The 13,709-nt window shown below is 59.7% G+C and carries 13 protein-coding genes; 7 read left to right on the forward strand and 6 right to left on the reverse strand.

Features of this window, described 5'->3' with window-relative positions:
- The first annotated feature begins 148 nt into the window (after positions 1 to 148).
- Complete coding sequence (locus tag AACW87_RS07415; RefSeq protein ID WP_241324612.1) at positions 149 to 961, forward strand: NAD-dependent epimerase/dehydratase family protein; 813 nt, start codon at positions 149 to 151, stop codon at positions 959 to 961.
- Positions 962 to 1,099: 138 nt separating this feature from the next.
- Entirely contained in the window at positions 1,100 to 1,498 is a 399-nt protein-coding gene (gene yciA / locus AACW87_RS07420; protein WP_241324613.1) for an acyl-CoA thioester hydrolase YciA, read from the forward strand.
- A 6-nt stretch (positions 1,499 to 1,504) separates the two neighbouring features.
- Here the strand turns inward: yciA and AACW87_RS07425 are convergent, their stop codons facing one another.
- Positions 1,505 to 1,729, reverse strand: coding sequence for a hypothetical protein (locus AACW87_RS07425; RefSeq protein WP_042872430.1), 225 nt, complete (start codon positions 1,727 to 1,729; stop codon positions 1,505 to 1,507).
- Positions 1,730 to 1,840: 111 nt separating this feature from the next.
- Here AACW87_RS07425 and AACW87_RS07430 point away from each other — a divergent pair, with 111 nt between their 5' ends.
- Positions 1,841 to 2,686 carry an endonuclease/exonuclease/phosphatase family protein gene (locus tag AACW87_RS07430; RefSeq protein ID WP_042872428.1) on the forward strand — a complete coding sequence of 282 codons (846 nt, stop codon included), beginning with the start codon at positions 1,841 to 1,843 and terminating at the stop codon, positions 2,684 to 2,686.
- Between the two features lie 84 nt (positions 2,687 to 2,770).
- Here the strand turns inward: AACW87_RS07430 and AACW87_RS07435 are convergent, their stop codons facing one another.
- Positions 2,771 to 4,318, reverse strand: a complete 1,548-nt coding sequence (locus tag AACW87_RS07435) for a lytic transglycosylase (protein WP_103471912.1) — start codon at positions 4,316 to 4,318, stop codon at positions 2,771 to 2,773.
- Between the two features lie 69 nt (positions 4,319 to 4,387).
- Positions 4,388 to 5,152, reverse strand: a complete 765-nt coding sequence (gloB, locus tag AACW87_RS07440; protein WP_241324614.1) for a hydroxyacylglutathione hydrolase — start codon at positions 5,150 to 5,152, stop codon at positions 4,388 to 4,390.
- 71 nt (positions 5,153 to 5,223) lie between these two features.
- On the opposite strand from gloB, the gene AACW87_RS07445 reads away from it, so the two are divergent.
- On the forward strand, positions 5,224 to 5,946 hold the full coding sequence (locus tag AACW87_RS07445; RefSeq protein WP_043138495.1) for a class I SAM-dependent methyltransferase: 723 nt from the start codon (positions 5,224 to 5,226) through the stop codon (positions 5,944 to 5,946).
- A 69-nt stretch (positions 5,947 to 6,015) separates the two neighbouring features.
- On the opposite strand, the gene rnhA is transcribed toward AACW87_RS07445, so the two are convergent.
- Positions 6,016 to 6,480 carry a ribonuclease HI gene (gene rnhA / locus AACW87_RS07450; protein ID WP_042872419.1) on the reverse strand — a complete coding sequence of 155 codons (465 nt, stop codon included), beginning with the start codon at positions 6,478 to 6,480 and terminating at the stop codon, positions 6,016 to 6,018.
- Positions 6,481 to 6,555: 75 nt separating this feature from the next.
- Between rnhA and dnaQ the strand changes: the two genes are divergently transcribed.
- Positions 6,556 to 7,290 (forward strand): DNA polymerase III subunit epsilon, encoded by a 735-nt coding sequence (dnaQ, locus tag AACW87_RS07455; RefSeq protein WP_042034628.1) that lies wholly within the window; start codon positions 6,556 to 6,558, stop codon positions 7,288 to 7,290.
- A complete protein-coding gene (locus AACW87_RS07460) occupies positions 7,287 to 8,543 on the forward strand; it encodes a TIGR03503 family protein (RefSeq protein WP_043138491.1) in 1,257 nt (418 codons plus the stop codon). The genes dnaQ and AACW87_RS07460 overlap by 4 nt, the downstream gene beginning before the upstream one ends.
- Positions 8,544 to 8,624: 81 nt before the next feature.
- Here the strand turns inward: AACW87_RS07460 and AACW87_RS07465 are convergent, their stop codons facing one another.
- Both AACW87_RS07465 and fadE read right to left on the reverse strand, forming a co-directional pair.
- Complete coding sequence (locus tag AACW87_RS07465; RefSeq protein WP_241324615.1) at positions 8,625 to 10,142, reverse strand: HD domain-containing phosphohydrolase; 1,518 nt, start codon at positions 10,140 to 10,142, stop codon at positions 8,625 to 8,627.
- Positions 10,143 to 10,307: 165 nt separating this feature from the next.
- On the reverse strand, positions 10,308 to 12,764 hold the full coding sequence (gene fadE, locus AACW87_RS07470; RefSeq protein WP_241324616.1) for an acyl-CoA dehydrogenase FadE: 2,457 nt from the start codon (positions 12,762 to 12,764) through the stop codon (positions 10,308 to 10,310).
- A 246-nt stretch (positions 12,765 to 13,010) separates the two neighbouring features.
- On the opposite strand from fadE, the gene lpcA reads away from it, so the two are divergent.
- On the forward strand, positions 13,011 to 13,589 hold the full coding sequence (gene lpcA / locus AACW87_RS07475; protein WP_042872411.1) for a D-sedoheptulose 7-phosphate isomerase: 579 nt from the start codon (positions 13,011 to 13,013) through the stop codon (positions 13,587 to 13,589).
- Positions 13,590 to 13,709 lie beyond the last annotated feature (120 nt).

The following is a 13,709-nucleotide window of genomic DNA, read 5'->3' on the forward strand; positions in this document are numbered from 1 at the left end:
TGCCTGCCACTAGCATAGGCCCCACGAATTAGGAGCCTGCGCTCCCGATTTTCCCGCTGTGGGAGGTAACTGGTCAATCCAGCTATTTCCTTCGTTACTTTCGACGGTCATCATGGATGGCCGTTTTTTTTTGCCAGGATTTTTGCCAATGACAACAGAATGTAAACAGCAGACGGGGATAGTGGGGGCGGGTTGGCTGGGGCTGCCGCTGGCGAGGGCATTGCAGACGCAAGGCAAGGCCGTGGTGGTGACGGTCAGCTCGGCCGAGAAGGCCGCACGCCTGACGGCCGAAGGGGTAGCTGCCTGGCCGCTGCAGCTGTCGGCCCAGCTGGACGCCTTGCCGTTGCACTGCCGCGAGCTGGTGATCTGCGTGCCGCCGAGCAAGACGGAGGATTACCCGGCGGCCATCGCCCGCCTGTGCCAGCTGGCAAAGGCTGCGGGTGTGCAGCGGGTATTGTTCGTGAGCGCCACCTCGGTATGGGCGCCAGGGCAGGGGGAGGATGAACAGCCGGCTCCTGCCCACGCTCGCGGGATGCGGATGCTGGCCGCCGAGCAGGCGGTGCTGGCCACAGGTTTTGAGTGTGCCATGGTGCTGCGTCCCGCCGGCCTGTACGGTCCGGAACGCCATCCAGGGCGTTTCCTGGCGGGCAAGACTCTGGAGGGCGGTGGTCAGGCGGTGAACCTGGTGCATCTGGATGACGTGGTGGCCGCCTGCCAGCTGATACTGGCACAAGGCAAGGATGGCGATGCCTACAACCTGAGTGCGCCGGTCCATCCGCGCCGCGAGCAGTTCTATCCCTTTGCGGCCCGCCAGCTCGGCTTGCCGGTACCCGTCTTCATCGAGCCTGCCGGGATCTTTGCCCCGGTCGAGGGTCAGCGCATCTGTGAGCAACTCGGTTTTGCCTATCGCTGGCCCGATCCGGCCCACTGGTTTGCCGAGCTGGCCGCACAGGGTAACTGAGCATACCGCCCGGTTCTATGGGGTGGCATGGCGGTGGGGCACAGGCGACTCCAATGGCTTGGCACGGCGGGCAATTGAGGTTTGCCAAGGCGGGGCTCGCCCCCTATCATGCCGCCATCCATGATAGAGAGAGCGGTAATGATGGTAGATACAAGACGTCACCCCGATGGGGAGCTGTTGCTGAGAACCCTGGCAATGCCAGCCGATACCAACCCCAATGGCGACATCTTCGGGGGCTGGATCATGTCCCAGATGGATATAGGTGGGGGCATCATGGCCAAGGAGCTGGCAAAAGGACGTATTTGTACCGTTTCCGTCGAGGGCATGACCTTTCACAGCCCGGTCAAGGTAGGCGATGTGGTGTGCTGCTACGGGTGTTGCCTGAAGATTGGGCGCAGCTCCATGCGCCTTAAACTGGAGGTCTGGGTCAAGCCGGTGCTGCGTGCAAACGAAGCCCAGCGTTACTGCGTGACCGAGGGGATTTTCACCTACGTCGCCATCGACGATCAGGGCAAATCCCGCCCGGTTCCAGTCTGATCCGGCTCAGATCAGCCGGGCGTTGATGATGGATATTTCCTGCTCAAAGCCGGTTTTTTGCCGTATCATGCGTTCCAGCATCTCTTCCGAGCCGACACACTGCTCAGTGTCGAACAGGCAGAGATCGCACTGGGGATCCCGTCTGATCTGATAGACGGTGGAAAGCTCCACTTGATGACAATTTCCTTGTTGATCATAGAATGTCACGCGGTACTGGTGCTGTCTCGCCATCGTTGAATTCCTTCTGGATGCGCCGGGCCGGACACGAATCATTAGCCTAGTCGGCTGCGATGACATTTGTGATGGTCATGACACAATGCAGAGGCAGGTGGTTGTTAGCCAATGAAAAATAGTTATCGCATTCTGGGAACGTCGCTGCTGACGTTGGGGTTGGTCGGCTGTTTCGAGGTGCCGGATCAGGATCATCTGGTGACGGCGCAGGGCATCATTCCCGGCGTCAATTGCCAGAAGCCGCCGCTGGTAGCGCTGGCGTCCACCGCCTTGCCCCGCGAGTTTGGCATCACCGTCTGGAACCTCTACAAGGGTCAGCGTAAAAACTGGCGCGAGGGGCTGGACGAGTATGCAAAATCCCAGGATCTGGTGCTGCTGCAGGAGTCGGCGACCCGCCCGGACATGCTGGCGTGGCTCAAGGCCGGTGAGTTCCAGTGGCAACAGTTGCAGGCGTTCACCCAGGGTGGCGTCTCGTTTGGCGTCATGACGGTCGCCAAAACGCCACAGGCCTTCGTCTGCGGCGTTCGTTCGCCAGAGCCTCTGCTACGCATTCCCAAGTCCGGTCTGGTCAGCCTGTACCCCTTGCAGGGCGATCCTGACGGTGTACTGGTGGTGAACCTGCATGCGGTCAACTTCGAACTGGGCATGGCTACCTTCCGCGAGCAGCTCAATGATCTGACCGCCCTCATCCATCGCCATCAGGGCCCTGTCATTCTGGCGGGGGATTTCAACACCTGGAGCGACAAGCGCGAATTCTGGCTGAACAAGCTGGTGGGCGAGCTGGGGCTGCAGGAAGCCATTCCGGTGCCGGATCTGCGCCGTACCGCGTTTGGCCGTCCGCTGGATCACCTCTACTACCGCAATCTGGACCTGGTGGAAGTGAGCAGCCCGGCGACCGATGCCTCGGATCACAATCCCATCATGGCGCGTTTCGCGGCCCAGGCCATCACTCCCTGATGGCCCGCGGCTGCACCAGCAGTCGGCATCGATAAAAAAACACCCCGCACTTGGCGGGGTGTTTTTTTATGAAGTGACGGCGGCTCAGCTGTTGTTCTTCACGAACAGGGTCAGTTCCTGACCCGGCTTGAGGTAGTCGCTCTTGCCGAGCTGATTCCAGCGCATCACATCCATCACGGCGACCTGGAAGCGGGCGGCGATGGAGGAGAGGGAATCCCCCCGACGAACCTGATAGACCATGGACTTGTTGCTGCTCTTGCCCTGCTTGGGCCAGACCACCAGCTTCATGCCGGGTTTCAGGGCCGACCTGGCGTTAAGACCGTTCCACTTGGCCAGCTGATCATGGGTCACCCCGTGTGCCTGGCTGATGCTCCAGAGATTGTCACCGGAACGCACCTTGTACTGGATCTTGCTGCCGCTGCGACTGGCAATCTGCTGCGACTTGCTCTGGGCTGCCTGACTGGTGACCTGTTTGCTGCCACCGGTCGGGATCATCAGGGTCTGGCCACGGCGCAGGTTGTTGCCACTCAGGTTGTTGGCCAGCTTGAGCTGTTGCACGCTCACCCCGTGATTCTGGGCGATGCGGGAGAGGGTATCGCCACTGGTGACCTGATAGGAGCGGGTGCGGATGCGCTCGCTCTGGGGCAGATCGGCCAGGGCCAGTTCCAGGGTATCGGCATATTCGACCGGTACCAGCAGGCGATAGGGGCCCTGAGGCGAGGTCGACCAGCGGCTCAGGGCCGGATTGACCTCTTTCAACTGGGCCGGGCGCAGACCCGCCAGCTGGGCGGCCACGTTCAAATCGATCTGGCCCCCGGTGTTGACCACCCGCAGCTGCGGTTTGTTGGCCAGTACCGGCAGGGTGACATTGTATTTGTCCGCGTTGCGGATCATGTCAGCCATGGCCAGGATCTTGGGCACATACATCCGGGTCTCACGGGGCAGATCGAGGGACCAGTAGTCGGTTGGACGACCGGCCTTCTGATTGCGGACTATGGCATTGCGCACGCGCCCTTCACCGGCATTGTAGGCGGCCAGCGTTTGCAGCCAGTCACCATCAAAGAAGCGGTTCAGGTACTCCAGATAATCCAGCGCGGCATTGGTGGAAGCCAATACATCGCGGCGGCCGTCATACCAGCTGTCGTGGCGCAGGCCGAAGTTCTTGCCGGTCGCAGGGACGAATTGCCACAGACCGACCGCATTGCTGCGGGAGCGGGCGTGGGGATCGAACATGCTCTCGATCATGGGGATGGTAATAAGCTCCATTGGCAGCTCACGCCGTTCGATTTCCTCTACCATCAGATACAGGTAGGGCTCAGCCCGGCTGGCAATGGTCGCCAGATGCTTATCATTGCGTAGTAACCAATCGCGCTGCTGGCGGACACGGTCGTTCTCCTGCGGATCAAACTGCATATCATCGCTGATACGCACCCACAGGTTCTCGGTGTCATCCAGTTCGTCTATCTGTTCGTCACCAAACAGGAAGCGCGCAGAATGTTTTTTATACGCTTTTTTGTTGACTTGGGGGGACTTGATCGGCTCGATTGCCGTTAGCGCCCGGTCATCCTGATGGCTCAGGTTTTGGCAGCCGCTGAGAAACAGCGCCGCCAATAAGGCCGTTCGTACCTTCATCTCGCTCAGGTCATCTCTTGAAAAACAGCTGGCATCATAAGGGGCAATGGCCCCCTGATCAAGGTTTGTTCAAAAAACGTCCTTCCAGCTGCGTAGCACGGCGAAGGTATCCTCTGGATTTTCCAAGCATTTTAAGGCGTGTTTCTCAGCAGAAAATTTCACGGAATCCTGTTCGCAGCGCAGAAAAACGTTGAACTCACGCTCATCACCCAGCCGGGAGGGGAGACTCGGCAGGCCCTGCTGGCGCAGTTTGCTGATCAGCCCGATCCGCTGCTGGATCGCCCTGTTGTCGGGCTCGACCGCGTAGGCGAAACGCAGGTTGGAGAGGGTGTACTCATGGGCACAATAGATGAGAGTGTCGTCGGGCAGGGCGGCGAGCCGTTGCAGCGAGTCATGCATCTGGGCCGGGGTCCCTTCGAACAGGCGACCGCAACCGGCGGAGAAGAGGGTATCACCACAGAACAGCATGCCATGGCCGTGGTAGGCGATGTGACCACGGGTATGGCCTGGTACGTGGATAACATCCAGGCTCAGGCCATGCCAGTTGATCTGATCCCCGTCATCGAGCCACTGACCGTGGTGATCGGGCATGGGATCATGTTTGGGGCCATAGAGTCTTGCATGGGGGAAGTGAGTGAGCAGGGCGGTGACGCCGCCCACATGATCCTGGTGGTGGTGAGTCAGCAGGATGGCGTCGAGTTGCAGCTCCAGCACCGCCAGCCGCTCCAGCACGGGGGCCGCATCGCCAGGGTCGACTACCAGACAGTGATTTTCGTGTCGGATCAACCAGATGTAGTTGTCGTTAAAGGCTGGAACTGTGATCACTGGATACATGAGTCTGCTTCTCTTTATGGAGGGTATCTTATATAACTGGATGGCGTTCGAACCCCAAGTTGAGCCCTATTATGCAGTTGGCACGTACCGAACAACAAATCGAGATCCCGACCAGCTGGTCGGCGTTACCCATGGGGGACTGGGTGGCGGCCGAGATCCAGGAGCGGCTCGACAGCTGGTGCCCACATCTGTTTGGTTATCATCTGCTTAAAGTCGGCGCCCTGAGCGCCGAGCTCTCCTGTGGCTGCTCTTCCATCCGCCACCAGATAGGGGTGGCGACCAGTGGTCGGCTGCTGGATATCCAGGGCGATCCACTGGCCTTGCCGGTGCGAACTGGCAGCGTGGATGCCTGTCTGCTCGCCCATTGTCTCGATTTCTCGCCCGACCCCCACCAGGTGCTGCGTGAAGCCGAACGTGTGCTGACCGACGATGGCTGGCTCATCGTCAGCGGCTATAACCCGCTTAGTCTGGTCGGTATCGGTCATTGTCTGCCTTTCCTGCGTCAACATCTGCCCTGGTCGGCTCGCATGTTCACCCCGGCGCGGGTCACCGACTGGTTGCAACTGCTCGGTTGCGAGGTGATGTTTGATGAGCGCTTCGGCTATTCGTTCATGAGCAAGCAGAGCCGGATCGGCTGGTGGCGGGAGAGTGTGGGGCGGGATTACTTCAGACCCTTTGCATCTGTCTATGTGATAGCCGCGCGCAAGCGGCGTTTTCCACTCATCCCGGTGCGCCGTCGCTGGCGTTTGCCTGAGTCGATAGCGGCACCGGGCATGGCGCGTCAGGGCTGGTAACCCATATCCAAGACGAACAACTCGCGACCGCTCTGGTCAAAGACGCTCGTCACCCTTTGACAGGTGGGATCAGGGTTGATAGCCGGTGTCTTCGGCGAGCTGCTTGCCACTGGCGGCATCGCGCGCCAGCTCATCGCAGCGTTCATTCTCGGGGTGACCCGAGTGTCCCTTGACCCAGAGCCACTCGATCTGATGGCGGGCCACTTCCGCATCCAGCTCCTTCCAGAGATCGACGTTCTTGACCGGCTGACGGTTTGAGGTCATCCATCCCTTCTTCTTCCAGCCGATGATCCACTGGGTGATCCCCTGGCGCACATACTGGCTGTCGGTGGTGAGCCGTACTTGGCAGGCCGCATTGAGGGTGCGCAGCCCCATGATGGCGGCCATCAGCTCCATCCGGTTATTGGTGGTCAGCCGAAAACCACCGGAAATCTCCTTGCGGTGATCGCCATAGACCAGGACGGCACCATAGCCACCCGGGCCAGGATTGCCTAGGCAGGAACCATCCGTGTATAAATCAATGTGTTTTAACATGAGCAATCGATCTTTTTTAGCATGAGTCTTGGGGTAAACTAGCGGGTAAGGCCGAAGTTTGACATAGATTGGATCATGAACACACCCCAACTGAATCGCCAGATCATTCTGGATACTGAAACCACAGGTATGAATACCGCCGGTGGCCCCATCTATCTGGGACACCGCATCATAGAGATCGGCTGTGTGGAGGTGATCAACCGCAAGCTGACCGGCAATCACTACCACGTCTATATCAAGCCGGATCGGCTGGTGGATCCCGAGGCCATCCAGGTGCACGGCATCACGGATGCCTTCCTGGTCGACAAGCCCCCGTTCAGCCAGATCGCCAACGACTTCATCGAGTTCATCCGTGGCGCCGAGCTTATCGCCCACAACGCGCCCTTTGACGTGAGCTTCATGGACTACGAGTTCGGCAAGCTCGGACTCAACTTCAAGACCAAGGATATCTGCAGCATCACAGATACCCTGGCGATGGCGCGGGATCTCTTCCCGGGCAAACGCAACAACCTGGATGTGCTGTGCGATCGCTACGGCATAGACAACTCCCACCGGACCTTGCACGGGGCTTTGCTCGATGCGGAGATCCTGGCCGACGTTTACCTGCTGATGACGGGTGGCCAGACCAAGCTGAACCTGGCCACCGAAAGCCAGGAGAACGAGCGCAATCAGGACACCAGCATCCGTCGACTGGAGAGCAACCGTCCGCCACTCAAGGTCGTGCGTGCCGGCGCCGACATCGAAGCCGTGCATGAGGCGAGGCTGGATCTGGTCCAGAAGAAAGGAGGAGCCTGCCTGTGGCGGCAATGAGCAAGCTATGGAGCGGCCTGCTGCTGCTGACCTCGCTGACGGCCGGGGCCAACGAGGTGTTTGCCCCCTCCGACATTCCCCTGCTCGATAATCGCTTTCGCATCGATTACGGGGTGAAGGAGATCACCTTCATAGTGACGCGCAAGCCGGGCACCCCTTCGGTGATCCTGGTGCGGCCCGATGGCAGCAAGTTGTATGTCGGCAAGGTGACGCCGCCCGAGGTGGGCTGGCTGGCGCTCAAGGATCAGGATCTCATCACCATCCGTGACCCCATGCCGGGTCCCTGGCAGGCCATCGGCGAGGTGGATCCTGAAAACAGGGTGCGCATCCTGTCGAACATCAAGCTGGAAACCGATCTGCTGCCGACCCAGCTCTATCAGGGAGAAATCGTCAAGCTCAAGTCCTGGTTGCTGATCGACGATGCCCCGCCCAAGGAGGGTTACTACCTCACGGATCTCGGCATGACGGTGAAGCTGCAGCGCTTCAACGATGCCAAGCAGCAGGGCGAGCCCATTCTGGATGAGGTGCTCGGCCACTATCGCGATGATGGCAAGGGGCTCGACGAGGTGCCGGGTGATGGCATCATGACCGCCAAGGCGGTACTGGATGTCCCGGCCGGCAAATACAGAGCGCTCTACAGCACCGGCAATCAGGTCTTCTCGCGCGCCCGCTATCAGGATGTGCTGATCTACCCGCTACCGGTCGGTTATACCCTGGCGGCGCCGTCGAAAGAGTACGGTGCCCGGCTCTCCTTCCTGATTGACGGCGATGAGCTGGATCCCGCCTCCGTGATCATCAAGGGCAAGGCAACCAATACCGTAGGGGCCAGCATGGCGTTCAGCGCGGTGGCGACCGAGCCCAGGGTGGAGGTCGATCTCTCCGTCATCAAGGAGGTGGGCCAGTATGACGTGACCGCCACCCTGTTCGGGACCACCCGCCTGGGCCGCGAGATCCAGGTCACTCTGCCGGTCAAGTCATTCAACATCTTCCCCGTGCTGGCGCCGCCCCCTTCGGCCGCGTCCGCTGCTTCGGCAGCCGTACCCGATCAGGTGAAATTTGAGGAGAAAGAGAGCAGCGGCTGGCTGTTCTGGTTGCTGGGCGGTGTCGGTATCCTGGTGACTCTGCTCGGCGGGGTTGGGTTCATCCTGCTGCAAAAACGCCGGGCATTGCAAAAGGCGATGGCTGCGCAGAAGGCAGAGAATGAGGGGGCCAAATCCGAGGCCAAACTGGACTTGAACCTGCCTGAGCAGTAAGAGTTTGCCTTGAATGAAAAAGCCGCCCTGTTGAGGCGGCTTTTTCATGTGTAGCGGTTGGCCAGTCGGGGTGAGGGAGGATCAGTGATCCCCGACGTAGATATCCTTGTGCTGATCGCGGATCTCGAGGAATTTGTCCAGATTGGCCAGCATCAGCTCCACCAGCTGGGGATCGAAGTGCTGTCCCTTCTCCTCTTCAATCAGCGCCAGTACCTTGTCCAATGGCCACGCCTTCTTGTAGCAGCGATCCGAGCCCAGGGCATCGAACACGTCGGCCAGCGCCACCACTCGCCCTTCGAGCGGTATTGAATCGCCCTTGAGGCCGCGGGGATAGCCGCTGCCATTCCATTTCTCATGGTGGTTGCCGGCTATGGTGGCGCCTATCTGGAACAGCGCCAGATCGCTGCCGGAGAGCATGTCCTGCCCCAGCTGGGCGTGGGTCTTCATGATCTCCCACTCTTCCGGGGTCAGCTTGCCCGGCTTGTGGAGGATGGCATCCGGGATCCCCACCTTGCCGATGTCATGCAGGGGAGAGGCGCGCTTGATGAGCTCGCTCTGCTCTTCGCTCATGCCGAGCAACTGGCAGAACAGCTCTGTGTAGAGGGCGACCCGCTTGACGTGCAGGCCAGACTCTTTGGAGCGGGTCTCCACCAGCTCACCGATGCGGTAGATGATCTCGCGCTGGTTGTCGGCGATGACCTCGTTGAGCCGGATATTTTCCAGCGCCACTATGATGTTTTCGGTAAACAGGCTCAGCAGGCCCGTGTCCATCTGGCTGAGATGGCGGGTCGTCTCGATATGAAACAGCAGGTGATGACGGGGATTCTGGCAGTAGAGCACCATCTGGTTGCCGTCATAGACGTTGGCGCGATTGGCCATGGCCTGGCGCAAGATCAGGGGGGCATCGACCAGCCGCACGGACGGATGGCCAGGCAGCAGGGGCTCCAGGATCTGATCCCGCACCTCGTAGGCAAACTGCTTTACATCATAGATCTGGGACTCTTCCAGATTGAGCAGGGCACCGAGCTGCTCCTGAGCTCCTTCGACAAACTGGCGCAGCGCCCGTTTCTCGAAGATCCCCTTGGAGGCCTCGATGACCTTCTCCAGCCCCTGGCGATTGCTCTCCAGGGTACGAATATCGCGGTATGAACGCAGGCTGGCCCGCAGCAGGGTCCGCAGCTTCTGGGAGGTGAGCTCTGTCTTGTCCTTGTAATCGTTGATGTCGTAGTTGGTGACCACATCATCTTCCGGCGCCTGACCCGGTTGTCCGGTCCGCAGCACTATGCGCACCATCTTGTTCTGCAGATCCTCGCGCACGAACTTGACCACATCGAGACCGGCGTGATCGACTTCCATGACGACGTCGAGCAGCAACAAGGCTACATCCGGGGTCTTGGCGAGCAACTCCTTGGCCTGCGCGGCTGAATAAGCATGCAAAAATTCAATGGGTTTGTTATCGAATTCAAACTTGCTCAGGGTGATCTTGGTGATGCGATGCACTTCGGGTTCATCGTCCACAATCATCACCTTCCATCCAGCCTGCTGGTTATCGAGAAGGGGCAGATCGTCATCGTCAATAATCAGGATTTGGTCATCCATCATGCAATCCTGTTTGGGATCCTGTGCTTACATTAACTGCTTCACTAAGGATAGGAAACTTATTGGGAAATAAAATTTGATCTGTGAAATCTCTTTGTTGTCATCGTGATCCAGGCCCATAAAAAACGCCTCCACATGGGAGGCGTTTGACTATTTTCCTGTGGGTCAGGCTGCTCTGTGATAGGCCGATGGCTCGAACAGGGCCTTGTTGGCAACCAGATCGATGGGGTCAAAATCATCGACGTTGATGGTGCTCAGGCGGCTCTCTTCGGCACGGCGCAGCAAGTCAGCCTCGGTCTGGTTGAGCACTCCCAGTGCCAGACCTGCATCCGCCACCTTGTTCAGCTGCATAAACGGACGCTTGATACCGTCAGCCTTGCATACTTTCTCAAACAGCGGTTCGGCAGAGAGCACGTCATCGAGAGCCTGTTCCAGCAGACCGAAGGGGTTGCCCTCTTCGCGGGTCAGATACTGGCCCATGGCCAGACGGCTGCGGGTCTCGCTCGGCGTCTGCAGCAGACGGGCAACCTGGCTGTCCAGCTTGTCGCTCGGGCGCTTCATGTCACGGCCAAGGGGCAGCACTATGACGCGCAGGGCCAAGCCAATCCAGCGGTTCGGGAAGTTGCGCAGCAGCTCGTCGATCGCCTCTTGCGCCTTGAACATGGCATCCTGTAGCGCCCAGTGCAGCAGCGGCAGATCCGCCTGCTGACGACCCTCATCCTGATAACGCTTGAGGGCACTCGAAGCCAGATAGAGCTGACTCAGCACATCGCCCAGGCGGGCGGAGACCCGCTCCTTGCGCTTGAGCTCGCCGCCCAGGGTGCCCATCGCCATGTCTGACAGGAAGGCCAGGTTGGCAGAGAGGCGGGAGAGTTGCTGGTAGTAGCCCTTGGTCTGATCCTTGAACGGTGCGGGCGCAAGGCGGGCACCGGTCAGGCCCAGCCAGAAGCTGCGCACCAGATTGCTGATGGCAAAACCGACGTGACTGAACATCGCCTTGTCAAAATCCTTCAGCGCCTGATCCTTGTCAGGGTGGCTGGCGGCCAGCATCTCCGGCAACACATAAGGGTGGCAGCGAATGGCGCCCTGACCGTAGATGATCATGCTGCGGGTCAGGATGTTGGCACCCTCTACCGTGACGGCGATGGGCGCACCCTGATAGCCACGGGCCAGATAGTTGTTGGGGCCCATGCAGATGGCCTTGCCGCCGTGGATGTCCATGGCATCTATGATGCACTTCTGGGCCCGGTCGGTGAGGTGGTATTTGACGATGGCGGAGATGACCGAGGGTTTTTCCCCCAGGTCGATGCCGGTCACCGTCAGGTTGGCGGCGGCGCCCATGATGTAGGCGTTGCCACCGAGACGGGCCAGCGGCTCTTCAATGCCTTCCATCTTGCCGATGGGCAGCTTGAACTGGCGACGGATGCGGCTGTAGGCGCCGGTCGCCAGGGCCAGCATCTTGACGCCGCCCGTGCTGTTGGAGGGCAGCGTGATGCCGCGGCCAACCGAGAGGCATTCGACCAGCATGCGCCAGCCCTGACCGGCCATGGCCGGGCCACCTATGATGAAATCGAGCGGCACGAACACATTGTCGCCACGGGTCGGGCCATTCTGGAACGGCACGTTGAGCGGGAAGTGGCGGCGACCGATCTCGACCCCCTTGATGTGGGTCGGGATCAGTGCACAGGTGATCCCCAGCTCCTCGTCTTCACCCAGCAGGTGATCCGGGTCGCGCAGCTTGAAGGCCAGGCCCAGTACGGTGGCGATGGGTGCGAGCGTGATGTAGCGCTTGTTCCAGGTCAGCCGCATTCCGAGCACCTCTTCCCCTTCCCATTCACCCTTGCAGATGATACCGAAATCGGGGATGGAGCCTGCGTCTGAACCCGCTTCCGGGCTGGTCAGCGCGAAGCAGGGGATCTCCTTGCCGATTGCCAGACGGGGCAGGTAGTGGTCTTTCTGCTCATCGGTGCCGTAGTGCTGCAGCAGCTCACCCGGGCCGAGCGAGTTGGGCACGCCCACGGTGGAAGCCAGCACGGCGCTGGCGCCACACAGTTTTTGCAGTACGCAGGACTGGGCATAGGCGGAGAATTCCAGACCACCGTATTTCTTCTTGATGATCATGGCGAAGAACTTGTTGTCCTTCAGGTATTGCCACACCTCGGGGGAGAGATCGGCCCGCTCGTGGGTCACTTCCCAGTCGTTGACCATGCGGCACACTTCTTCAACCGGACCGTCCATGAAGGCTTGCTCTTCGGCTGACAGCACGCTGACAGGGATGGCGTGCAGCTTCTTCCAGTTCGGGTTGCCGGCAAACAGATCGGCTTCCCACCAGGTGGTGCCCGCTTCGATGGCTTCCTTCTCGGTGCGGGACATCTCCGGCATGATGGACTTGTAGAGCTTGAACAGCGGCTTGGTCAGCTGATTGCGGCGAAAATCCACCAGATTGAGGGGGATGGCAATCACGGCGAACAGTGCCCACACCAGCAGGGGGACATGGCCATAGAATGTGCCGGCGACCAGGGCGGCGGCCGTGGCAAGCGTGGATGTGAACAGAGACGCCCGGCGATAAGCCATGGCGCCGATCACCAGGATCACCCCGAGCAGAGTGAGGGTCGTCGTCATTTTTCGCTCCTTGCATGAGTTGCCGAAGTTGGGTGAGAAGTGGGTTAGCTGATCCAGAGGTCTGACCTGTTGGATATGGCCCCTGTTGTAATTCATACGCACAAACTTATCAAGCTGTTTACAAGCTTGTTACCTTGGCTCTGTGATCGGCATAACGTCCTGCAGGCGGCATCTTGACGGGCGGGGGGGCGACTCCGGGATTGGCTTGTGCGACAATGACATCGCCCATATTTTGGAAGAGACATCATGTACCAAGAACTGATCCGCAATGAATTGACCGAAGCTGCCGGCGTGCTCCAGGCGTTCCTGGCAGATGAGCAGAATCTGAAAAACATTGAAGCCGCCGCTAGGCTGCTCGCCGACTCCTTCAAGCAGGAAGGCAAGGTGCTCTCCTGTGGCAACGGGGGCTCCCACTGCGATGCCATGCATTTTGCCGAAGAGCTGACCGGCCGCTATCGCGAGAACCGTCCCGGTTATGCCGGCATCGCCATCTCGGATCCCAGCCACCTCTCCTGCGTCTCCAACGACTTTGGCTACGACTATGTGTTCTCCCGTTATGTGGAAGCGGTCGGCCGTCGTGGTGACGTGCTGCTCGGTATTTCCACCAGCGGCAACTCAGGCAACATCCTCAAGGCCATCGAAGCCGCCCATGCCAAAGGCATGAAGGTGATCGCGCTGACCGGCAAGGATGGTGGCAAGATGGCGGGTCTGGCCGACGTCGAAATCCGGGTGCCGCACTTTGGCTATGCCGACCGCATTCAGGAAGTGCACATCAAGGTGATCCATATCCTGATCCAGCTGGTCGAAAAAGAGATGGCCAAGTAAGGCTGCATGTTCAGCCGGGATGTGCGAGCCTCGCCAGGCCATGTCCCGGTTGTGCCTGTCCGATAAGCGGCGGGATCGGCAGGGGTGCTTCGCATCAGGCTGGTCCCGCTGATTGAAAAA

Source organism: Aeromonas sp. MR7 (assembly GCF_963899385.1).
GTDB classification, from domain to species: Bacteria; Pseudomonadota; Gammaproteobacteria; order Enterobacterales; family Aeromonadaceae; genus Aeromonas; species Aeromonas bestiarum.

Excerpts from the sequence above, each read along its gene's own strand:
- rnhA (WP_042872419.1), bottom strand. The coding sequence starts at position 6,480 with ATGTTAAAACACATTGATTTATACACGGATGGTTCCTGCCTAGGCAAT.
- AACW87_RS07415 (WP_241324612.1), top strand. The coding sequence starts at position 149 with ATGACAACAGAATGTAAACAGCAGACGGGGATAGTGGGGGCGGGTTGG.
- gloB (WP_241324614.1), bottom strand. The coding sequence starts at position 5,152 with ATGTATCCAGTGATCACAGTTCCAGCCTTTAACGACAACTACATCTGG.
- yciA (WP_241324613.1), top strand. The coding sequence starts at position 1,100 with ATGATGGTAGATACAAGACGTCACCCCGATGGGGAGCTGTTGCTGAGA.
- AACW87_RS07465 (WP_241324615.1), bottom strand. The coding sequence starts at position 10,142 with ATGGATGACCAAATCCTGATTATTGACGATGACGATCTGCCCCTTCTC.
- fadE (WP_241324616.1), bottom strand. The coding sequence starts at position 12,764 with ATGACGACGACCCTCACTCTGCTCGGGGTGATCCTGGTGATCGGCGCC.
- dnaQ (WP_042034628.1), top strand. The coding sequence starts at position 6,556 with ATGAACACACCCCAACTGAATCGCCAGATCATTCTGGATACTGAAACC.
- AACW87_RS07435 (WP_103471912.1), bottom strand. The coding sequence starts at position 4,318 with ATGAAGGTACGAACGGCCTTATTGGCGGCGCTGTTTCTCAGCGGCTGC.
- lpcA (WP_042872411.1), top strand. The coding sequence starts at position 13,011 with ATGTACCAAGAACTGATCCGCAATGAATTGACCGAAGCTGCCGGCGTG.
- AACW87_RS07460 (WP_043138491.1), top strand. The coding sequence starts at position 7,287 with ATGAGCAAGCTATGGAGCGGCCTGCTGCTGCTGACCTCGCTGACGGCC.
- AACW87_RS07425 (WP_042872430.1), bottom strand. The coding sequence starts at position 1,729 with ATGGCGAGACAGCACCAGTACCGCGTGACATTCTATGATCAACAAGGA.
- AACW87_RS07430 (WP_042872428.1), top strand. The coding sequence starts at position 1,841 with ATGAAAAATAGTTATCGCATTCTGGGAACGTCGCTGCTGACGTTGGGG.
- AACW87_RS07445 (WP_043138495.1), top strand. The coding sequence starts at position 5,224 with ATGCAGTTGGCACGTACCGAACAACAAATCGAGATCCCGACCAGCTGG.